The sequence below is a fragment of the Thalassospira profundimaris genome (genome assembly GCF_003326755.1).
In the GTDB taxonomy this organism is placed as follows: domain Bacteria; phylum Pseudomonadota; class Alphaproteobacteria; order Rhodospirillales; family Thalassospiraceae; genus Thalassospira; species Thalassospira profundimaris_B.
Genome location: NZ_JPWH01000025.1, coordinates 42,713 through 64,400 on the forward strand (window position 1 = coordinate 42,713; position 21,688 = coordinate 64,400).

Here is a 21,688-nt window from a genome sequence, read left to right on the forward strand (position 1 = left end):
AGATTTTCAACAGTCCTTTCAGGGTTGTTTCCCCAAAAACCTGATGATTTGAACCCGTTTATCGTTTCCGTCTTTGCAGACGGTTACATTCCGTCTAAAGTCTTTCGCGCCAAAGGTGTGGCGCGTATCATGATTTTCGCATGACTTTTTTTGCATGAATACTCACTAATATTCAAATTGTTCCAATTATCTGAATTTGCCAATGGAAAATGGCATAAAACTTTCGTCTGTAAAATTGGTTGACGTGATGTTAGCGCTATCATTATGTTAGCGCTAACAAACGGCGGCGGTAAAAAGCCGGGCTCTCCAGACGATGAGGAAACAGTCTTTACCAATGAACAGCCTTGCGAAATTCGTCATTGTCATGGGGGTTAGCGGGTCGGGAAAAACCGAAACCGCGCGTCGCCTGGCTGCAGCCACCAAGGGTGCATTGCTGGATGCCGACGATTATCACCCGGCGGAGAATGTCGACCATATGCGCCGTGGCCTGCCGCTTGACGATGCCATGCGCTGGCCCTGGCTTGACGCACTTTGCCAGGCCGCAATTGCCACCCGTGCCGAACTGACATCACGTGCCATCGCAGCCCCCCTGCCCGGGCTACCGACGCCGCCCATATTCATCGCCTGTTCCGCACTCAAGCGGCGCTACCGCGATTTTTTGCGCACCCATCTGGGGGCTGACCTGATTTTTGTGTTCCTTGATGGCCCGCGCGACCTGATTTTAGACCGAATGAACAACCGGGCCGGGCATTTTATGCCTGCCGCCCTGCTTGATAGCCAGCTTGCCGATCTTGAACCGCTGGGGCCGGATGAAGATCCGCTAACGATTTCAATTATGGCCCCGATAGACGACATCGTCTGGCAAGTGCTGGATGATCTGACTGCACGTAACGATCGAGAAAGCGGAACGGAAGCATCCGTATCCGCCGATGAAAAAACCACATCCACGGGAGGATAACCATGAACATGCCGATCAAAACACTTTTGGGTGCAACCTTTGCCGTTACCCTGGCGGCCACCACGTCGCTTGGCGCGCAGGCCGCAGACTATGAATGGAAATTCCAGTCGAGCGACAATTCCGGCACCCCGACCTTCGAGATTGATCAGGAATGGACCAAACGGGTCGAGGAAATGACCAATGGCCGCATCAAGATCGAATTGCTGCCGGTGGGCTCCATCGTTGAACATTCTGAAACCCAGGACGCGATTGCCGCAGGTATTCTCGATGGTCACATTACCGATGTCAGCTATTTTTCCGGCAAGGACCCGGCATTCAGCCTGATCGCCAACCCGATTGGCGCTTGGTCCGACCCGCAGCAAATGTTCCGCTTCATCAATTATGGGGGCGGCAAGGAACTGATGAACAAACTGGAAGAGCCCTATGGCCTGCACTTCATCGGTGCCGTGACGCCGGGTCTTGAAGCCTTTGTGTCATCTGTTCCGCTTAACGGTGTGGATGACCTCAAGGGCCTGAAAGTCCGTGCGCCCGAAGGCATGGTGCAGGAAGTCTTTGCCGCCGCCGGTGCCGCCCCGGTGAACATTCCGCAATCCGAAGTTTACACCTCGCTTGACAAAAAGGTCATCGATGCGGCGGACGCCACGGTCTATGCCACCAACTCGGCAATGGGGCTCAATGACATTGCCAAGCATCCTGTGTATCCGGGCTTCCATTCCATGCCGCTGGTGGAAGTTTCGATGAACAAGGAAAAATGGGATGCCCTGCCCAAGGATTTGCAGGAAATCCTGACGGTTTCGGTGCGTGACCTGTCCCAGGACCTGGTGGCCCGCCTGCAAATGAAGGACCGCGAAGCCGTTGCCAAAGACCAGGCCAAGGGCGACATCGAAATCACCAACTGGTCGGATGAAGAACGCGCCAAATTCCGGGCCATTGCCATGAAACAATGGAAAAAGGTTGCCGAGCGGTCGGACAATGCCCAGGAAGTTTACGACACCCTGACCAAATACCTGAAATCGCAGGGCCTGCTGAAATAAGCCTGCCTGTTTTCATCCCCCGGCGCCGAAATGGTCCGGGGGATTGCAGTGCGATGCCGGGGGCAGAGGATGTGTTTTTTCTGCCCGCCCGGTTGTTCCCCCTTTTGTGCGCGTGCCCGTTAAAGGAATGGTTTCATGACCCACACGCCCCCTCACGATCCCGAGACGCCACCCGAGACGCCAATTGGCACCTCCGAAGGGAACGTGGCCGAATTGATGGATGACAATGCTCCAGTCCTGCCGGCGGAATCCGGCCTGCTCGGCCGTATCGTCAATCAATTGGGCATCGTTTTTGCTGTCGGTTTCCTGTGTTCGATGGCGGCCCTGATTTTTGAAATCTGCATGCGGCATATCTTTGATGCGCCCACCATCTGGGCCCATGAAACAACCACCTTTTTATGCGCAATGGGCTTTGTCTTTGCCGGGCTGTTTTGTGCCTCGCGCAACCAGCATATCCGGGTGGTGATTATTTATGACATGGTCGGGCCAAAGGCACGGCGTGTGCTCAATATCATTATTTCGCTGATTTGCGCGCTTTCAACCGGCTTTTTCAGTTTTGCCGCCTGGCTGATGGTGAAAAAGGCCGCCTTTGCCCCCACCGGCGACATACGCCTGGAAACCAGCGGCAGCGCCTGGAACCCGCCCTTTCCCGCCATCATCAAAATTTTCATGCTGCTGGTGATGGTTGTACTGACGGTGCAGTTTCTGATCCTCGCCTGGAATTATTTCCGGCAAAAACCCGAAATCTCCGCCAGCGAAGCGCCCGCGCGCCGCTGATCGTTCCCCTGCTTCATCTCCTGCGTTTCTGGCGCATCAGGAAATTACCCCATGTTACATCTGCAATCACTGGGCATTGAATACGGCACGCTGGCGATGTTTGTCATGCTGATCGGCTTTTTGCTGACCGGGATGCCGCTGGCCTTTGTCACCCTGCTGGTCGCCCTGATTTTCACCCTTGGCTGGTTTGACAATGTGATGGTGGTGCAGCTCATCACCAGCCGGGTTTATTCGTTTGTGTCGTCCTTCGTATTTGTCTCCGTCCCGATGTTCGTGCTGATGGCGGCCCTGCTGGACCGCTCGGGCATCGCACGCGATCTGTTCGAGGCGATGCGCCTGTTTGGCGGGCGGCTCAAGGGCGGTGTGGCGGTTCAAACCATTTTTGTTGCCGTCATCCTGGCTGCCATGAGCGGCATTATCGGCGGTGAGATTGTTCTGCTCGGCCTGCTGGCTTTGCCGCAAATGCTGCGCCAGGGCTATGATGAAAAGCTGGCCATCGGGGTGGTTTGTGCCGGCGGGTCGCTGGGCACGATGGTGCCGCCCTCGATTGTGCTGATCATTTATGGCTTAACGGCCAATGTCTCGATCGGTGATCTGTTTACCTCGGCCTTTATCCCCGGTTTCATGCTGGCGGGCTTTTATGTCGCGTATGTGCTGTTTCGCTGTTATTTCGGCGATAATGTCGCCCCGCCCCCGCAGACCGAAAAAATCCCGACTTCCGAAAAACTCCGCCTGCTCAAGGGCCTGTTCCTTCCCATCGTCGTCGTGATCTGCGTTCTGGGCTCGATTTATGGCGGGATTGCCTCTGTGACCGAGGCATCGGCTGTCGGTGTGGCCGGTGTGATTGCCTCTACCATCCTGCGGCGCGAATTTTCGCTGACCATGCTCAAGGGGGCGGCAATGCAAACCCTGTCCACCTGCGGCATGATCGTCTGGATCGGTATTGGCGCATCGGCCCTGGTGGGTGTGTTTAACCTGATGGGCGGCATCAAGTTTGTTTCGGGCATGATCACGGGCATTTCCGATGACCCCACCGTGGTCATTCTGGTGATGATGCTGATCCTGTTTATTCTTGGCATGTTCCTGGACTGGGTCGGCATTGCCCTTCTGACCATGCCAATTTTCGTGCCCATCGTTAAACAGCTTGGCTTTGATCCGGTCTGGTTTGGCGTCCTGTTTGCCATGAATATGCAGGTCAGCTTCCTCTCGCCACCCTTTGGCCCGGCGGCCTTTTACCTTAAATCGGTGGCCCCGCCCGATATATCACTGGGCACCATCTTCCGCTCCCTCGCCCCCTTTATCTGCCTGCAAATCCTGGCAGTCGCCATCCTGATCATCTTCCCCGGCATTACCGGGCGATAACCAGCCACACAAATCCAACATCCAGGGCGGGCGTGCCACGGCACCCCGCCTTTTGTTCATTTCGGCTTGTCATCCCCACTTTCCGGCTGCCAAATAATCACCACCTCTAAAATCGAACCTGCTACAATTTCAAACAGGGCGAATTGCCACATGGTAAAGTTGTAGCTACCCTCTAAAATCGAACCTGCTACAATTTATTTGGATGGTCAGTTGGGAGTTGTAGCTACCCTCTAAAATCGAACCTGCTACAATAGGAACACCGAATCCCGCAGCATATTCAGAATGTTGCGGGATTTTTTTGAGTCGAAAAAAGGCATTTTTGCCCGGTTTTTCGCCGAATTTTTGCAAAAATGACTCAGTTTTGGTGCGTAAAAACCGGCAATTTTCATGCCGCTTGCGACGCATCGCCGTCAATTTTGCGTCGAGGGGGAAAGTGAAATGTTATGGATTGGGGACAACAAAGGTTCGCTGGCCCGGATGGTGACATGACGGTGGCGGGCAACGCCGTTTTTATCGAGCACCGTGATGTCATAAAAACCCGGCCCGTCGGGCTGCCAGCGCACATGGCGCTGCCACGGGTCGGAGGGCAACGGCACGCCATTGACCATCCAGACCAGGGGCCGTTCGCCATTGCGGGCGCGTAAAACAAGGCCGCGCGGGCCAAGGCTGCCAACCATGAAAATGCTGTCATCGGCAGGATATTCAATATCGAGCGCATTTGCCGCCACCACAAGCGGATCGGCCCGTTTGATGCCGAAATATTTAAGCCCGACGGGGGCCGGATTTTGCCAGTCTTTGGCGTGGGCATTGGCGCTGGCATTTTGCCCCGTGCGCGACAAGGGCGGCAGTTTTTCAAACACGGAAAATAACAGGGGTGCGGCACTGTTAAGCCCCGTCTGACCATTCACCGGCTCGCCCGATGCCCGCCCGACCCAGACACCGACCGTATAATCCGCAGTGTAGCCAAAGGCCCAGGCATCGCGATAGCCATAGGATGTGCCGGTTTTAAAGGCGATGGGGGCGGCATTGCGGCTGGCATTATATGCCGCCTGCGCCCGGTAGCCATCGGGGCGCGGGGTATGCTGCAAAATGCCGGTGATCCAGTTTTGCGTCTGGCGCGAAAACATGTCCTGCGGACTGGCGCATGGCTGGGCGGGCGCATTTTGCAGATATGTCAAAGGGCAGTTTTTACGGTCCGTTGCCAAGGCGTGATAAAGCTGCGTCATTTCATCGAGGCGAATGCCCGTGCCGCCCAGGGCAATGGCAAGATTGGGCACATCGCCGGCGTGGGGCAGGCGCAAATCCAGGCCGTTATGGCGCATGGTTTCGCTAAAACGGATGGGTCCAAAGCGTTCAAGCACCTTGACCGCCGGGATATTGAGGCTAAAGCGCAGGGCATCGGCAATGCTGACCTCGCCAGCCTCGCCATGATCAAAATTGGCCGGACGATAGCCGCCATCGGCAATGGCGCGATCCCAGATCAGGGTTTGCGGGTGGGTTTGCCGGGCATCGAATGACAGGGCATAAATAAACGGTTTTAACGTGGATCCCGGCGACCGCACCGCCTGCGTCATATCGACAAAGCCGTGGCTGGCGCGGTCCAGATAATCGCGTGATCCCAAATGAACCCGTACCTTGCCGGTTTTGTTTTCCACCACCATCAGGGCCACGGAGCGTTGTGGCCTGTTCCGCCCGCCATAATATTCCACCAGCTTTTGAATATCGGCCTGCAACCAGGGTTCGATGGTGGTGGTAATACGATGCTGGCCGGGATGGGACGCCACCAGCCGTTCTGCCAGATGCGGGGCCAGCATCGGCACGGGAAATTGCCGGTCGGGCAGTGGTTCGGCATTGGCTTCGTCATAATCAGCCTGCGTGATCACCTGTTCGCCCAACAGACGTTGCAGCACCTTTTGCCGGGCAGCGCGGGCGCGGGCGGGAAATCGGTCTGGCCGCAGGGTGCTGGGCGATTGCGGCAGCACGGTTAACAACGCGGCCTCGGCAATGGTTAAATGCGCCGGGTCCTTGCGGAAATAAATATTCGCGGCACTGCGCACCCCTTCAAGGCGCCCGCCAAACGGGGCCAGGGTGACATACATGTTTAAAATGTCGGTTTTGGAATAATGCCATTCCAGTTGCAAGGCACGCAAAATCTCGATGCCCTTGGCAACAAGGGTACGATCGCGCGGTTCCAACAGCCGCGCCACCTGCATGGTCAGGGTGGAACCGCCCGAAACGATATGCCCGGCGCGCGCCCATTGCCAGCTTGCCCGCAGCAATGCCGCCGGGTCCACGCCCCAATGGTGGTCAAACCGGCGGTCCTCGTAACTTTTTAAAAAGCGCAGATATTTGGAATCCACCCCCGCCACACGGGTTTGCAAACGCAAAAGCCCGCCTTCGGTGGAGAACATGCGCAAAGGTTGCCCGTTACGCCCCTCCACCACCGCCGAAATATGGTCCAGCCGCGACAGGTTTGGCGGAAAGGCGCGGTCCAGCCCCCATAAGGCCAAAGCCAAAACCGCCCCCATCCCCAGCAATGCGCCAGAGATACGAACGGGTTTGTTTTTACCCCATGTGGTGACGAATGACAGTAAACCGCGCATAGCCTGCCGGGCCTAATTCGCCGGTGAAACCACAAGGTTGCCCATCGCACCCCGGGCAAACCAGGCCGGTTTATACATATCCTCGACAAACGGGGCCGGATGCACATAGTGCCCCGGCGTGACGGCGCGCACCACATAATACAGGCGGAATTTCGCGCCTTTGTCATCGCCATAACGGTCCGCGCCCAAATTCACCGCCGCGACATAACGGTCATCCCGTTCGGCAATAAATTCGGTTGCCGACAGGTCACTAGGCGTAATCGACAGGCGTTTTTCCAGTTCGGGGAAGCGGGCATTAGCCTCGATCTCGAACCCGGCGGGCAGCAAATCCACCACCAGTGCCCGATGCGAAAGCCGATCCTTTGCCGCGCCCGACAAAACAACAATAAAGCGATCGCCGGTTTTTACCTGGTCAAGCTTTGCGGCCTTGCCATCCATATCAAAATACTGCCGCTGGATCGAAAACCCCTGGGATGCCGCAGCCATTGGCTGTGCCGGAATGCCGGTGGCCGACCAGGTAACAAAGGCCGTGCCCTGCCCGGTATTTTCAATACGGTAAGAATCCTGCACCTGATCCGGGGTTAAGCCAACACGGTAGCTTTGCAGCGTTTGCGCAGGCTGGTCATTCACCCGCAAGGTCAGGCTTTTACCCGCCCCTGTTGCAATGGCGGTTGCCGCCTGCAACAGCCAGGCCTTTTCCTGGGTGCTGGTATAATGCTGGTTTTGGGCATCATCAGTGACGGTGGTTAACAGCGACAGACGTTCATTATCGCTGGCAAAAATGCCTGCTGGCAGGGTTAAAATCGCGGCAAGGTCGCGCAGCGGCGAACCGTAACTGTGGTAATAACGCTTATGATCACCGACAAAATAGGTGAAATTATCAAACGTAAAGCCATCCACCGTGCCCCCACTGATCACCCGTGCCGCCGCAAGCTGTGCCCAGGCGAGCGAGCCGATTTTACCCTTCAAAATCCGGGTGATTTCATAATCCAGTGCCGATTTTGAATAACGGTCATTGCGGGTCAGCACCAGCACCATATAGGCACGGGCCTCGGGCGAATATTGTTCGGACCGCACCACATTCTGCATCCAGTCCAGTGCACTGTTAAACCGGGCATCAAGCACGTCATACCCCTTTGCCCGTGCCGTGGTCAGAAAATCAGTCGCATAGGCGGTTAACCACGGTTCGGCGTCGCTTTGGCGGTTCCAAAGGCCAAAGCTGCCGTCGCTGCGCTGTTTTGCCAGCACACCGGCAATGCCATCGCGAATTTTGTCATCAAGGTTGTTTTCATCAAATGTCACCCCGGCGAAGCGGTCCTTGGCATCGCGGAAGGACAGCAACGGAAAGGCCCGACTGGTGATTTGTTCCAGGCAGCCATAGGGATACTGGTCCAGGGCCGTGATAAGATGTTGCACATCAATGGCCGGGACCGAAGCCAAGGCCACATCAAGCGATGCCGTCTCGGGGCGGAACATATCCAGATACGCGCCATCCAGATTAAGCACATCGCCCGCCGCCAGTTTTTGCTGACCAAAATTGGTGGTCCAGGCCTGGGCCGGGCGGACTTCCATATCCCATGACCGCACCTGATGATAGCGATCCGGCCCGTCAATCGTAAGGGTCAATTTGCCCTGTCCGACACGGTTTGCCGTCACATCAAAGCGATTTTCCGCCTGCTTGCCCGGGGCAAGATCGCCCTGCCAGCCCGGATTTTTCACCGTTAAAATATCATTCGTTGCCAAACGAATTTTATAACTGCCATCCGGCCCGCTTAAATTTTGCAGGCGCAGGGCAAAATCGGCCTGATCGCCCGGTGCCATAAAGCGCGGCGGCAGCAAATCGGCCACCACCGGCGCACGTACCAGCATATTGGTAACACCGCTGCCCATCGCGGTTTGGCTATAGGCCACGGCAAATACGCGCAATTTGCCGTTAAAGTCCGGCACGTCAAAATGCGCCAAACCCTTGCCGTCACCATCAAGCAGCACGGTATCGCTGGCAAGGGCGACGGTTTTAAACACCCGCGATTTAAGCGAGGCCTGGTTGCCATCGCCCATTTCATCACCACCAGATCGAAGCACACCCAAATCGCCCTTTTGCGGGGTAATCAGATGCCCATACAGGTCATGGTATGAAAGCTGCAATAATTGCTGGCCCAACAGCGCATCTTCGGGTTTGGGGGCCTTAAAGCCGGTCAGGCGCAAAATGCCTTCATCCACGGCAAAGACATTAACGCGCACCTTTTCGCCCGCGCCAATCGCCTTGCCCGTAACCGTGACGGGCACATCCAGGCTGGTATCGGGGCGAATTTCGGCTGGTACATCCAGCCCGACCTTTAATGTCCGGTCCTGTTTGCCAAAACTGACCCATTGGGCCGCCACCGCGCGCACCGGCCCCATCGCACCGGATTGTTGCTGGTCCAGCCCGGCGCGATAGGCCGTTGCCAGCACATAGGCCCCATTGCCCCATTTCGGGTCCACGGGAATGTGGAATTCCACGCCATCGCCCGACAATTCATAGTCCTGGCGCCACAGCACGTTTTTCTGCGCCACCGTTACCACCAACCGGCCCGTAAACGGGGTCTTGATGAAACCCTCTATCTGGCCGCGGGCAGGGATTTCCGTGGATTTAAGGCTCATATTCAACTGATCGGGGCGGTCGGGCGATTGGCCGTTGGCCCACCAGCCCACCCGGAAGGTATGGTCCGCCGCACTGCCGGTGATCGGGTCGCGCACCACGGCACGGTAATACCCCCAATGGTCAAAAGACCGGGCAAAATGCACCTTGCCATTGGCATCGGCGGTAATGGCCTCATGCCCCACCGGCACGTCATATTTATCGTAGCTCGATTGCCATTCGCCGTTTTGATAATACCAGTTATAGGTCCGTTCCTCGCGCACCCAGTCTATCACCAGTTTACGAACGGCCAGCGGCTGCCCCTTGGCATTCACCACAACGGCATCAAAGGGCGCCTCCTGCCCGTAAGTCAGGGAATCGCCATCAAAACCGGGGCGGATACCGACCAGACTGTCATTGGCCTGCAACGGCAGGCTCAGCCGGGTGCGCGACGGACGGCCATCAATATCGGCCACTTCCACATTCAAACCAACCTTTAGGGGCGATGATAAATCCACCCGTTCAAAGGCGGGCACCCGAAGGTCGGCATAGCCGCTGGCATTGCTTTTCACGCCATCAAAGTTTTTACGGACCTGGGCCACATCATCCTGCAAACCGAAATAATAGTTTTTCCAATCGGCAAAGGGATGATGATCCACTTGCAAAAAGGCATTGCCCCCGGCCATCAAACCACTGCCCGGCGCGCCAAACAAATAATCGGTTTGCACATCCAGTGGCATGGCCTGGCCAAAAACCATATAGGGGGCTGTGGTGCTGGCCTTGACCTCCAGCCGCTCGGGCACAAATTCCTCGACCTGAACCGACAAATCACCAATCGGCGCACCGTTGGGGTCACTATAGGCGGAAATATGCCATTTGCCGGTGGCAGCCGCATTGGCAAGGGGAATATCAAGCGTACCGCCCCCGGCATCATCGGGCTGCTGCACGGTTTTAAAGGCTTCCTTGCCATCGGGGCGATACAGCACAATTGTCACCGGCACGCCGGTTTGTGCAGCGGATAAATCATCGCGCAGCATATAGCCCAAATGGATTTTCTCGCCGGGGCGGTAAATCCCCCGGTCGGCATATAAATAAGTTTGCAGGGCACCGGGCGGCTCATGGCCCGAAACACCCCGATCCGACAGTTCCAGCGGCGATTGATCAAGCGAGATAAAGGAAAAATCGCCATCCTGCGTTTCGGCGGTGACATACAGCGCCTGCTTGCCGCCCTTGCCCGCCAGCAACGACCCTGGAAAATCCGCCCAGCCATCATCATCGGCCACGGCGGTACCCAGCACGGCATTGTTGCGTGCCACCAGGGTTACTTTTGCCCCATCTACCGGCGCAGCACTGCGCAGGGACCGTACCTGAAGCGACAGGCCCTTTTCGCCGTTATAGGCCGACAGGCCCAAATCCGTGACCACCACCCACTGGGTCGGTTTGTTGCCCCAGCGGTCATCATCATCGGGCGCACTTGCCACCAGGGCGTACAGGCCCGGTTTAAAATCCTGCACCATTTCGCGCAGCGGAATTTGCGTCACCACGTCCTGGTCGGGCACATTGCGCACATCAAGGGTCCCGGCCCAGACTTCCTCGCCCGTGCGATCCTGAATCGTATCCATGTCCCAATTATCAAGACGATGGGCAAGCAGGTTTGAGGTCAGGGTATTGACCAGATTGCGTTCGACAATGCGGAAAAACCGTAATGCCACATGGTCCTGGTTCACCGTTGTAATCGGGATGACCGGGCTGTCGCTTTTGGGCAGTACATAATTATTGGTGCCCAGCGTGATTTCCGCCTTGCGCGCGCCGATCGTTATGTCGCGCGACACATCCTTTGCCAGGGCAAAATCAAAAATGCCCTTCAATCCCTTGCGCAAGGTGACTTTGGTTGTTTGCGAATGCGGCAGGCCCATCAGGCACAGCTTGCCATTGGCAATGCGGGCGGAATAATCGCGCGCCGGTGACAGCTCGATATAGGATCGCACATCCAGCGGCTGATCGGCACTGAGATCATGATCAAAGGCAAAGCAGGTTTCGCTCACGGCCTTGTCTGCCTGGGTCGTGACCCTGGTAATCGTCAAATCACCCGTCAATTCGGTGCGCAAATCGTCAATGCGGTTCTGATAGGCGCGCGTCAGGCAGTGCAGGGTTTCCGGGCGCAGAGCATCGGGTTTTTCATCCTTTTGCAATTCGCAGCCATTGCGCACCTGATGCAGCCAGGCCCGCTGGTCCGTTTGCAGGGCGCTTTTTGCCAGCTCGTCCAACGTGCCCAGGGCCTGCTGATAGGTTTGCGCCATTTTCACATCAAGGGCGGCCAGGTCGGCATTCTGGCATACCGCCTTTTCAATGCCGGTCGAGGCCTGTTCACACGGGAAACTGGTGGGGTATGTTTCGCTGGTATGGGCCAGTGCAGGCAAAAAAAGCGCAAAAACAAACAGGAGAAGTGCGGCAAGCCGTTTTTGGCAGGGCATCAGGACCTCGATGTCGCAGGAAGTGATCTGGCGGAATGAACAAACCAGTGTAGAAAAACGGTTTTTTTACGGTTACGCAACACGCAAAAAGTGCACCCTGCGGTTTTGTGCCGCTTTGCCCTGCACCCAAACAAAAACGGCAGGGACATTACGCTGCCCCTGCCGCCCAAAATATCTACCGACTGAGTGATCAGCCGTTGCGATAAAGGTAGCTATAGCCGTTAATCGCCGGCACACCGCCCAGATGGGCGTACAAAACCTTTGATCCTTTGGGGAAATAGCCCTTTTTGACCAGATCAATCATGCCCTGCATCGATTTGCCTTCATAAACCGGGTCGGTCATCATGCCTTCGGTGCGCGCGGCCAAACGGATGGCGTCGTTGGTTTCATCTGACGGCACCCCATAGGCCGGATAGGCATAATCATTGATCAGGGTAATATCCGCATCGGAAACGCCACCTTCCAGTTCCACCAGATCGGCGGTTTTTTCGGCAATGGCCAAAACCTGCGCGCGGGTCTGCTCTGGCGTGCCGGAAGCATCGATCCCCACAACCTTGTTGGCGCGGCCATCGGCGGCAAAGCCCACGACCATCCCGGCATGGGTCGAACCGGTCACGGTGCAGACCACGATATAATCAAATTCAAAGCCCAGTTCGGCTTCCTGCGCGCGGACTTCCTCGGCAAAGCCGACAAACCCCAGACCGCCATATTTATGCACCGATGCACCTGCCGGGATCGGATAAGGCTTGCCGCCTTTGGCCTTCACATCTTCAAGGGCGGCTTCCCAGCTTTCGCGAATGCCAATGTCAAAGCCTTCATCGACCAGTTCGATCTCGGCACCCATGACGCGGCTCATCAGGATATTGCCAACGCGGTCATAAACCGCATCGTTAAACGGCACCCAGCTTTCCTGCACCAGGCGGCATTTCATGCCAATCTTGGCGGCAATGGCCGCGACCTGGCGGGTATGGTTGGACTGCACACCGCCAATCGTCACCAGCGTATCAGCCCCCGATTTAATGGCATCAGGAATGATATATTCCATCTTGCGGACTTTGTTGCCGCCAAAGGCCAGGCCGGAATTGCAATCCTCGCGCTTGGCATAAAGTTCCACATCCCCGCCCAAATGCGCAGAAAGGCGCGGCAGAGCCTCAATCGGGGTCGGGCCGAAAGTCAGGCTATATTTTTCAAACTTGCCGAGATTCATTTTTTTCACGGTTAGCACTCCCTGGCTGGCAATCATCGATGCGCAAATGCTAATGCCAATCGAATGAAATGTGCTCTCGAAATTCGCGTAAATTTTTCGCACATTGATTCACGTAATGTGAAATATGTGGCTATACTTTCATTATCTCGACGAATTATGGAATAATCCATCATGGAACAGCCGCTCGACCGCATTGATCAGAAAATTCTCCGTCTGCTGCAAAGCGATGGTCGCATGGGCAATGCCGAAATCGCCAAGCGCGTCAATGTCAGCCCCGCCACCTGCCACCGCCGCATTCAACGATTGTTTGATGACGGCTATATCAGCTCCGTTCGCGCCATGATTGACCCGAAAAAGGTGGAACGCGGTGCACTTGTCATGCTGGGCGTGGTGCTGGACCGCTCTACCCCCGAAAGTTTCGCCGAATTTGAAAATGCCTGCCGCAAACTGCCCTTCATCCTCGATTGCCATCTGGTGGCGGGCGATTTCGACTATTTCCTGAAAATCCGCGTCAGCGACATGGCAAATTTCAACCACCTGCACGGCGACCAACTCATCGCCCTGCCCGGCATCCGCCAAACCCGCACATTCTTTGTGATGAAAGAGGTGGTGGACAATGCGCCGTTGGCGTTTTGAAGACGCCAGCACAGCAAAAGGCGGCACCATATGGCACCGCCTTTCGCATTTTAGCTTCCCGTTAATCCCGGCAATCAACCGCCAACCGGTGTGCGCATCGTCACAAATTCCTCGGCGGCCGAGGGGTGGACGGCGACGGTTTGGTCGAACTGGGCCTTGGTCGCGCCCAGACGCACGGCGATGCCGATGCCCTGAATGATTTCGGCGGCGTCGGGGCCGACCATATGCGCCCCCAAAACCACATCGGTGGTTTTATCGACGATCAGCTTCATCAGGGTCTTTTCATCGCGCCCGGAAAGAGTGTGGCGCATGGGCTTGAAGGTGGAGCGGTAAATATCCACATCGCAGCCCTTGGCGCGGGCTTCCTGCTCGCTTAAGCCCACGGTGCCGACCGGCGGCTGAGAGAAAACCGCTGTCGGGATGGCCTGATAGGTCATATGCCAGGGTTTGCCGCCATATACCGTATCGGCAAAGGCCATGCCTTCCTTGATGGCAACCGGGGTAAGCTGCACCCGGTCGGTCACATCGCCCACGGCATAGATGTTATCGATGTTGGTTTGCAGGCCCTTGGTGATCACAACCGCGCCCTTGTGGTTGGTTTTCACTCCGGCGGCCTCCAGCCCCAGGCCTGCCGTATTGGGCGCGCGACCAGTGGCGAACATCACGGCATCGACCACCATGTCGCTGCCTGTCGTCAGGGTCAGTTTCAGGCTGCCATCGGCCTGTTTTTCAATCGCGCTGACATTGGTTTCAACCTGAAGATCGACGCCCTTTTTGATGATTTCGGCAGCCAGATGGTCGCGAATGTCGCGATCAAAGCCGCGCAAAATCTGATCCCCGCGATAGAGCAGCGACACATCGGAGCCCAGACCGGCAAAAATACCGGCAAATTCCACCGCAATATAGCCGCCGCCGACAATGGCGATGCGCTTTGGCTGGTCTTCCAGATGAAAGGCCTCGTTTGAGGTAATGGCATGTTCGATGCCGGGAATATCGGGCACGGTGGGATGACCGCCCACCGCAATCAAAATCCGTTCGGCGGTCACGGTTTTATCGCCGACCTGAAGGGTATGGGCATCCCTGAACACCGCACGGTCTTCAAACAGGGCCACGTCGGACCCGGCCAGCAATTTGTGATAAATGCCGTTTAAGCGGTCAATTTCCTTGTCCTTATTGGCAATCAGGGTTTGCCAGCTAAAGGTTGGCTCGCCGGGCAGTGTCCAGCCATAGGCGGCGGCATCCTCGAAATCCTCGGCGAAATGGGCACCGTAGACCAGCAGTTTTTTCGGCACACAGCCCCGAATGACACAGGTGCCCCCCACCCGGCTTTCTTCGGCAATCGCAACCTTTGCGCCATAGCCCGAGGCCACACGGGCCGCACGCACACCGCCCGACCCGGCCCCGATCACAAACAGATCATAATCATAGTCTGACATACATAAAATTCCTTGCGTTGAATATTCTCCGCGACATGAGGGCAAATGTAGGGATGTCTGCGGCAGAGTCTAGGACAGAGTTTTCAATTGTCGAAAACAGCTTTGTGAGGCGCAACCAGCAATAGCGTTTTGCCCGGATTGTCCTATATAATCGAGCAAGCATGACAACCGCCCCATAAAGGACAAACGAGAATGACCGACGCCCGTTTTTCAGAAGATGCGCCGCGCTATCAACCAGGACAGCAGGCATTTGCCGAAGAACGCAGCGGCAATACGGCCCTTGTTTGCTATGGGCTGATGATCGCGACCCTGTTTACCGCCCTTGCCACCGGGCTGATTGCCCTGATCGTGGCCTATGTCGCGCGCGAGGATGACGGGCACTGGAGCAACAGCCACTACACCTTTATCATCCGCACCTTCTGGATTAGCATTCTCTATGCCATCCTCACCGGGATTGTGACCTTTTTTGTCTGGTGGATCCCGTTTATTGGCTGGGCGGTGATGGGGCTGATGGGGCTTTATACCGCTGCGTGGTTTATTGGCCGCAATGTGATTGGCCTTTTGCGTGCGCTGGAAGGCAAACCGATCAACGACCCGCAAAGCTGGTTTTTCGGCTAGGCATTTCCGCCCCCGCCCTTTTGCAGGGAGAAAGCGGGCGCATCCTTTGCGGGTTTGGTGTGGCAGGATGATTGCACCGGCCACGCGCGCCCGTTAAAGTCGCGCTTGCAGGAAAACAATCACAGGGACAAACAGCCTTATGAACGAAACAGCAGGCACCAAAATGCGCTGGGAAGATTTGTTATCGGCCCACAGGCTTGCTGTTCGTGACGGGAGTGTTTCACTGCCCGAGGGTCCGGCCCGCCCGGCAGCCGATGGCAGAAGCCCGTTTCAGATTGATGTGGACCGGGTGATTTTTTCATCCTCCTTCCGGCGCCTGCAAAACAAAACCCAGGTTCATCCGCTCTCGGATAACGACCATGTGCATACCCGCCTGACCCACACCATCGAGGTCGGCTCCGTCGGGCAGTCGCTGGGTTTGATGGCGGGGGCGCATATCGCCCGGCAACTGGGCGTGAACAGCCCGGTTACGGTGGCCGATATTGGTTATATGGTGCAGGCGGCCTGCCTGGCGCATGATATTGGCAACCCGCCCTTTGGTCATTCCGGCGAGGATGCGATCAATGAATGGTTCAAAACATCGCGTCTGGCAAAGGAAGAACTGACATCGCGCCTCTCCGGCCCGGAGCTGGAGGATTTGCGCCATTTCGAGGGCAATGCCCAGGGCCTGCGCATTGTCAGCCAGCTTGAGATGATGCGCTTTGAAGGCGGGCTGAACCTGACTTACGGCACGCTGGGGACCTTCATCAAATATCCCCGCGCCACCAGCCTGTCCGCGACGCATACCGGCACTTATACCGGCCTTAAAAAGCCCGGCTATTACCAAGCCGAGCGCCATATCGCCCAGGCGATTGCCAAAGTGTGCGGCCTTCTGCCCCATGAGGGGCTGGATGGTGCATGGCGGCGTCATCCACTGGTGTATCTTGTCGAGGCGGCGGATGATATTTGTTATTCGGTCGTGGATCTGGAAGATGGCTGGGAACTGGGCTGTGTGACATTCGAGGAAGTTGAACGTGCCCTGGCCCCGATTGCGCGGCACCCCGACAAATATGACGGCGATGCCCGGCAACGCTGGGAAACCCTGCGCGGCGAAGACTGGTACAAACAGAAATCCGAAAATGACCGCATCGGCTTTTTGCGCGGCAAGGCGATTGGCAATCTGGTCAAGGCGGCGGTTGATGCCTTTATCGCCCATGAGGATGCACTGCTGGCCGGAACGCTAGAGGGCGACCTTCTGGCAAATACGCCGCTGGGGGTGGATGCCAAATATTGCAAAAAGCTGGCGGTACAGAAAATCTATAACGCCCAGCATGTCCTGCCGATTGAAATTGCCGGGTTCGAGGTTATTCACGGCCTGCTCGACAGCTTTGTGCGGGCCGCCATTGATATTGAAGAACATAAAAACCACGGCAAACGCCTGCCGCCACAGGCAGACCGCATCGACAAACTGCTCTCGGGCAAGCTCAAGGAAGCCAACGACCTTTATGGCCGCCTGATGCGGGTGATGGATTATATTTCCGGCATGACAGACCGCTACGCCGTCACCCTGTTTCGCAAATTGCAGGGCATCACGATCTAGGCCTGAACCAGGCATGCTCCCATATCCGTATAGAAAGGCAGACTTTTCAATACAGGTTATGTCATGGGAACTTTGCGCGTCATTCTGGGCGACCAGCTTTCGGAAACCGTCAGTTGCCTGGCGGGATGTGACCCATCCCGCGATGTGATTTTGATGTGTGAAGTGTGGGACGAAGCCACCTATGTCGCCCATCATAAAAAGAAAATCGCCTTTCTGTTTTCCGCCATGCGCCATTTTGCTGCTGATTTGCGCAAGGCGGGCTATCGCGTTGATTACATCAAACTTGATGACGCTGAAAATAGCGGCTCCTTTAAGGGCGAGGTCAAACGCGCCATTGCCCGGCACAATCCCGATCACATCATCCTCACCCATCCCGGTGAATATCGCGTGTTGCAGGATGTGAAAAGCTGGCAGGAAGCCTTTGGCCTGCCGGTTGACATTCGCGAGGATGACCGGTTCCTGTGCAGTCTGGATGACTTTCGCGACTGGGCGAAGGATCGCAAGCAATTGCGCATGGAATATTTCTATCGCGAGATGCGCAAAAAACACGGCATCCTGCTTGAAAACGGCAACCCGGTGGGCGGGCAGTGGAATTTTGATGCCGAAAACCGCAAACCACCCAGGGAAGGCCTTGATATTCCCGCCCCGCATCACTCCCGACCTGATGACATTACCCTCGACGTGCTGGAGCTGGTGGAAAAGCGGTTTTCACACCATTTTGGCGATTTGCGGCCGTTTCATTTCGCCGTGACGCGCCAGCAGGCGCTCAACGCGCTCGATCAGTTTATCACCCTGCGCCTGTCGCAGTTTGGCGATTATCAGGATGCCATGATCCAGGACCAGCCCTGGATGTTTCATTCCCATCTGGCGTTTTACCTCAATTGCGGGCTGTTAGGGCCGCTGGAATGTCTTTCCGCGGCTGAAAACGCTTATTATCGCGGCGATGCGCCCTTAAACGCGGTGGAGGGTTTTATCCGCCAGATTTTGGGCTGGCGGGAATATGTGCGCGGTGTTTACTGGCTGAAAATGCCGGGTTACGCCGATGAAAACTTTTTTGAGGCAACCGCCCCCTTGCCGGAATTCTACTGGTCCGCCATCACCAAAATGAACTGCCTGCGCCAATGCGTGCTTGAAACCCGCAAAAATGCCTATGCCCACCATATCCAGCGCCTGATGGTTCTGGGCAATTTTGCCCTGCTGGCCGGTGTTTCGCCGGTTGAAGTTAATGAATGGTTTTTGATTGTTTATGCCGATGCCTATGAATGGGTGGAAATGCCCAATGTCAGCGGCATGATCCTGTTTGCCGATGGCGGCTTTCTTGCCAGCAAACCCTATGCGGCCGGTGGCGGCTATATCAGCAAGATGTCGAATTATTGCGAAAACTGTTCCTACCAAATCAGCAAAAATAACGGCCCCAGGGCCTGCCCGTTCAATTACCTTTATTGGGATTTTCTCGCCCGCAACCGCGCCAAACTGGCCGATAACCCGCGCGTGGGCATGATGTATAAAACCTATGACCGCATGGGACAGGATAAAAAACAGGCCATCACCGATGACGCCAACCGCTTTATTAAAAGCCTGTCATGAAGAAAAAAGCCGACCTGCCGACCAAAACCTGCCCCGTCTGCCAGCGCAGCTTTGCCTGGCGCAAAAAATGGAAAGATTGCTGGCCGGACGTCAAATATTGCTCCGAAAGGTGCCGGAGGAGCAAGCTGAGCCTGATGTCTCGCAGAAATAATACCAGTGAGAGACCTCACGCTTAAACAGCATTAAGCCCCAAAACCTGAAGACGACACTTTTAAATGATTGATGCCGAATCGTACCGCATTTCTTTGCGCAAACTGTTTTGCGCCGTCAGAATCACACCGTAAACCACAGCAGTCAACAGAACCAAAAACACAATTTGGGATTCCGTCATGAATTCACCATCGCGAATCAGAAGCGATAATACGGCATAAACACCGGCGGCAAACGTATTGATCATAATCAGAACCACCGGCACATAGCCAAACCAGCGTTTGCCATAGGCATAGGCGTAAATGGCTGCCAGCATCAGAACATCACTGACAATGCTATACCCCGCTTCAATCCAGTCCACCTCACCTGTAGCACCTTCATAGCCAAACATGACCTCGTAAAGCACGCTCACACTGGCGCAAATGACGATCAGCCAAAAAACGAATTTTGCCGTTTTTCTGGTCATTGGTTTGAAAACCCCTGCCAATTGCCATGTGACGAAAATATCGCCCGAGGTGAGACCGATGCCGCAGCTTTTTCCATCACAACGTTCCAGATAATGATGGCAGCAACAGGGCACTTTCCCGAACACAAATACAATCACAATAAACGCGGTTGGGCGTCAGCTTTCTGAATCATTCGCAGCCAGTTCAATGGGTTGGCGCGGATATGTAAAAATCCGATTTGGAAAGCATCAAGATGACACATGATTGTGATCACGGCCTGAGCTGCGGGTGTCATAACCCCACGGCAGAAGCCCTGTTTAAAATGTTTGTTCAAAAATCATCCGCGCCCTCGGCCACAAAGGCCGCGCCGAAGGCAGCGAAGCCCGTAACTTCGCCAAAGCCCTTCATGCTGATCCATGATAATGGCGGCAAAGGGGTTATTCGTACTGTCGCCGAAGGTGATGGCGATGCCACCGTCGAGGCACTGGTTATTTTTGACGACAAGATTCATTTCACCGGCACACTAAAGGATGCCAAGGCCAACGCAGCATCCCTTGCGCAAAACAACCCGGATGCTCCGGCCTTGCAAACCATTGCGCTTAAGAACGGGCAATGCGTGGTTCCGGGCCTGATCGAACCGCATGTTCATATCACCACATCCCCCTTAATGCTCGACTGGGAAAATTATTCACCCTTTGGCGATACCGCTTTGGGCGAAGCTGGCCCGTCAGACGATCCGTCCGCCGAAATGGAGGCACAAAACCTGCGCCCCGATTATTGCCTGGCCAAACTGAAGGATGCCCTGAAAGCTGATGTGGCAAAGCTGAAGGCCGACCCAAACAAGAAAGGCTGGTGGTTGCTGGGCGACGGGGTTGATACCTCGCTCATGAGCGACTTCCCGGATCATGCCAAGGGTAAAACCCTGCTTGATTGCATTGATAAAAACTTCCTTGATCCAATTGATGATCAGACCCCGATGCTGCTGGTCGCCGCCTCCGAGCATACGGCCTATGTCAACACTCCGGCCCTGAAAATCATCTGGGAAACCTATAAGGATAAGCTTACGGCGGAATACCAGACCGAAGAGAACTTCCTGAACAAATCATCGGGTGTTTTGCAGGAAATGGACCAGGTCGTGCCAGCCCTTGAGGCGGTTCATAAGGAGCAGCTTGAATATCTGAAGAAAAATCTGCCAGACAACCTGATTCGGATGCTCAAGGTTGCGCAAAAACGTGGTGTCACCTTGGTTTACGATGCCGCCATGCAAGACAGATTTGTTGGACCTATCCACGAATATCTGGAAACCTATCGGAACGAACAACCTGACTGGCCAAGCCCACGCATCGGCATGGCACATCTGGTCAACAAAATCGGTGACATCCCCACAGATTTCTCCTTTGCCAAGCCAACCCGGCCTTCCGCGGATGACCCTTACCAACTCGGCTCGCTCAATTTCTATTATGGCAGCCTGAAAATCGTCTCAGACGGATCCAATCAGGGCCTTACCGGCTACCAGATCAAACCCTATTGCTGCGCGCCTAAAGAATACGGCCTGTATAATTTCCCAGTCGACAAGACCGATTCACATAACGGCACGCCAGAAAAGGCACCCCCCGAAATTATCGAACTTGTTAAAACGGCCTGGGGGAAAAAATGGCCGCTCATGCTTCATGCCAATGGCGAACGGGCGATTAATTATGCCCTTGAAGCCTATGAAGAAGCGGCCAAAGTCAATGGCGATATTTCCGCGGAAAGCCTGCGTAACCGGATCGAACATTGCTCGCTTTTGACCGACAAACGGCTCGACCGGATCAAAGATGCCCATATCCATCCCAGCTATCTGATCGGCCATGTCGGTTATTGGGGCTGGACGTTCCGCAATTATATTTTTGAAGAATTGGCCGAAGACCAGCTTGATCGCTGCAAGAGCAGCCAGAACCGTAAAATCCTCTTTAGCCTGCATAGCGATTGTGCGGTATCGCCGCTGGGCCCGCTGCGCATGATGGAACAGGCCGTGACGCGGAAAATGGAGGGCTCGCCCGATGCCCGCGTATTAAACGAGAACGAATGCATCACATCGGCCGAGGCCCTGGCCGCAGCAACCTATAATGCTGCCTGGCAGTGCCATGCCGAGCATCTCGTCGGGTCACTCGAACCTTCCAAACTGGCCGATCTGGACACCCGCAAAAACCTATCGTCAGAGC

The 21,688-nt window shown here is 55.6% G+C and carries 15 protein-coding genes; 10 read left to right on the forward strand and 5 right to left on the reverse strand.

The window, feature by feature from the left end:
• Positions 1 to 334 precede the first annotated feature (334 nt).
• The 4 genes from TH25_RS20775 (at position 335) to TH25_RS20790 (ending at position 4,131) form a co-directional block, all read left to right on the forward strand.
• Positions 335 to 958: a gluconokinase gene (locus TH25_RS20775; RefSeq protein WP_181847742.1), complete on the forward strand. Its 624-nt coding sequence runs from the start codon at positions 335 to 337 to the stop codon at positions 956 to 958.
• 2 nt (positions 959 to 960) lie between these two features.
• Positions 961 to 1,992, forward strand: coding sequence for a TRAP transporter substrate-binding protein (locus TH25_RS20780; protein ID WP_114090192.1), 1,032 nt, complete (start codon positions 961 to 963; stop codon positions 1,990 to 1,992).
• 135 nt (positions 1,993 to 2,127) lie between these two features.
• Positions 2,128 to 2,769 (forward strand): TRAP transporter small permease subunit, encoded by a 642-nt coding sequence (locus TH25_RS20785; protein ID WP_258549249.1) that lies wholly within the window; start codon positions 2,128 to 2,130, stop codon positions 2,767 to 2,769.
• 51 nt (positions 2,770 to 2,820) lie between these two features.
• Positions 2,821 to 4,131: a TRAP transporter large permease gene (locus TH25_RS20790; RefSeq protein WP_114090193.1), complete on the forward strand. Its 1,311-nt coding sequence runs from the start codon at positions 2,821 to 2,823 to the stop codon at positions 4,129 to 4,131.
• 410 nt (positions 4,132 to 4,541) lie between these two features.
• Here the strand turns inward: TH25_RS20790 and pbpC are convergent, their stop codons facing one another.
• The 3 genes from pbpC to TH25_RS20810 all read right to left on the reverse strand — a co-directional run bounded on the left by pbpC (position 4,542) and on the right by TH25_RS20810 (position 13,032).
• Positions 4,542 to 6,734, reverse strand: a complete 2,193-nt coding sequence (gene pbpC, locus TH25_RS20795; protein WP_114090194.1) for a penicillin-binding protein 1C — start codon at positions 6,732 to 6,734, stop codon at positions 4,542 to 4,544.
• A 12-nt stretch (positions 6,735 to 6,746) separates the two neighbouring features.
• Entirely contained in the window at positions 6,747 to 11,825 is a 5,079-nt protein-coding gene (locus TH25_RS20800; RefSeq protein ID WP_114090195.1) for an MG2 domain-containing protein, read from the reverse strand.
• 190 nt (positions 11,826 to 12,015) lie between these two features.
• Positions 12,016 to 13,032, reverse strand: coding sequence for a 1-aminocyclopropane-1-carboxylate deaminase (locus TH25_RS20810; RefSeq protein WP_114090210.1), 1,017 nt, complete (start codon positions 13,030 to 13,032; stop codon positions 12,016 to 12,018).
• Between the two features lie 171 nt (positions 13,033 to 13,203).
• On the opposite strand from TH25_RS20810, the gene TH25_RS20815 reads away from it, so the two are divergent.
• The gene (locus TH25_RS20815; protein WP_073953495.1) at positions 13,204 to 13,668 is read left to right on the forward strand and encodes an Lrp/AsnC family transcriptional regulator; all 465 of its coding nucleotides are present in this window, start codon (positions 13,204 to 13,206) and stop codon (positions 13,666 to 13,668) included.
• A 74-nt stretch (positions 13,669 to 13,742) separates the two neighbouring features.
• Here TH25_RS20815 and gor read toward each other — a convergent pair whose 3' ends face one another.
• Complete coding sequence (gene gor / locus TH25_RS20820) at positions 13,743 to 15,104, reverse strand: glutathione-disulfide reductase (RefSeq protein WP_114090197.1); 1,362 nt, start codon at positions 15,102 to 15,104, stop codon at positions 13,743 to 13,745.
• Positions 15,105 to 15,296: 192 nt separating this feature from the next.
• Here gor and TH25_RS20825 point away from each other — a divergent pair, with 192 nt between their 5' ends.
• The 4 genes from TH25_RS20825 (at position 15,297) to TH25_RS20840 (ending at position 19,064) form a co-directional block, all read left to right on the forward strand.
• Positions 15,297 to 15,722, forward strand: a complete 426-nt coding sequence (locus TH25_RS20825) for a DUF4870 family protein (RefSeq protein ID WP_114090198.1) — start codon at positions 15,297 to 15,299, stop codon at positions 15,720 to 15,722.
• Between the two features lie 139 nt (positions 15,723 to 15,861).
• Complete coding sequence (locus TH25_RS20830; protein ID WP_258549250.1) at positions 15,862 to 17,301, forward strand: deoxyguanosinetriphosphate triphosphohydrolase; 1,440 nt, start codon at positions 15,862 to 15,864, stop codon at positions 17,299 to 17,301.
• Between the two features lie 63 nt (positions 17,302 to 17,364).
• Positions 17,365 to 18,888 (forward strand): cryptochrome/photolyase family protein, encoded by a 1,524-nt coding sequence (locus tag TH25_RS20835; protein WP_114090199.1) that lies wholly within the window; start codon positions 17,365 to 17,367, stop codon positions 18,886 to 18,888.
• Complete coding sequence (locus TH25_RS20840) at positions 18,885 to 19,064, forward strand: DUF2256 domain-containing protein (protein WP_114090200.1); 180 nt, start codon at positions 18,885 to 18,887, stop codon at positions 19,062 to 19,064. Before TH25_RS20835 ends, TH25_RS20840 begins: the two co-directional genes overlap by 4 nt.
• Positions 19,065 to 19,099: 35 nt before the next feature.
• On the opposite strand, the gene TH25_RS20845 is transcribed toward TH25_RS20840, so the two are convergent.
• A complete protein-coding gene (locus tag TH25_RS20845) occupies positions 19,100 to 19,504 on the reverse strand; it encodes a hypothetical protein (protein ID WP_147253059.1) in 405 nt (134 codons plus the stop codon).
• A gap of 233 nt (positions 19,505 to 19,737) precedes the next feature.
• On the opposite strand from TH25_RS20845, the gene TH25_RS20850 reads away from it, so the two are divergent.
• Positions 19,738 to 21,688: amidohydrolase (locus tag TH25_RS20850; protein WP_147253060.1), on the forward strand; the 1,951-nt coding region annotated here is incomplete at its 3' end.

Bases quoted from the DNA above. Each gene is read 5' to 3' on its own strand.
- TH25_RS20840 (WP_114090200.1), top strand. From the start codon at position 18,885: ATGAAGAAAAAAGCCGACCTGCCGACCAAAACCTGCCCCGTCTGCCAG.
- gor (WP_114090197.1), bottom strand. From the start codon at position 15,104: ATGTCAGACTATGATTATGATCTGTTTGTGATCGGGGCCGGGTCGGGC.
- TH25_RS20825 (WP_114090198.1), top strand. From the start codon at position 15,297: ATGACCGACGCCCGTTTTTCAGAAGATGCGCCGCGCTATCAACCAGGA.
- TH25_RS20780 (WP_114090192.1), top strand. From the start codon at position 961: ATGAACATGCCGATCAAAACACTTTTGGGTGCAACCTTTGCCGTTACC.
- TH25_RS20835 (WP_114090199.1), top strand. From the start codon at position 17,365: ATGGGAACTTTGCGCGTCATTCTGGGCGACCAGCTTTCGGAAACCGTC.
- TH25_RS20815 (WP_073953495.1), top strand. From the start codon at position 13,204: ATGGAACAGCCGCTCGACCGCATTGATCAGAAAATTCTCCGTCTGCTG.
- TH25_RS20830 (WP_258549250.1), top strand. From the start codon at position 15,862: ATGAACGAAACAGCAGGCACCAAAATGCGCTGGGAAGATTTGTTATCG.
- TH25_RS20785 (WP_258549249.1), top strand. From the start codon at position 2,128: ATGACCCACACGCCCCCTCACGATCCCGAGACGCCACCCGAGACGCCA.
- TH25_RS20800 (WP_114090195.1), bottom strand. From the start codon at position 11,825: ATGCCCTGCCAAAAACGGCTTGCCGCACTTCTCCTGTTTGTTTTTGCG.
- TH25_RS20810 (WP_114090210.1), bottom strand. From the start codon at position 13,032: ATGAATCTCGGCAAGTTTGAAAAATATAGCCTGACTTTCGGCCCGACC.
- pbpC (WP_114090194.1), bottom strand. From the start codon at position 6,734: ATGCGCGGTTTACTGTCATTCGTCACCACATGGGGTAAAAACAAACCC.
- TH25_RS20845 (WP_147253059.1), bottom strand. From the start codon at position 19,504: ATGACCAGAAAAACGGCAAAATTCGTTTTTTGGCTGATCGTCATTTGC.
- TH25_RS20775 (WP_181847742.1), top strand. From the start codon at position 335: ATGAACAGCCTTGCGAAATTCGTCATTGTCATGGGGGTTAGCGGGTCG.
- TH25_RS20790 (WP_114090193.1), top strand. From the start codon at position 2,821: ATGTTACATCTGCAATCACTGGGCATTGAATACGGCACGCTGGCGATG.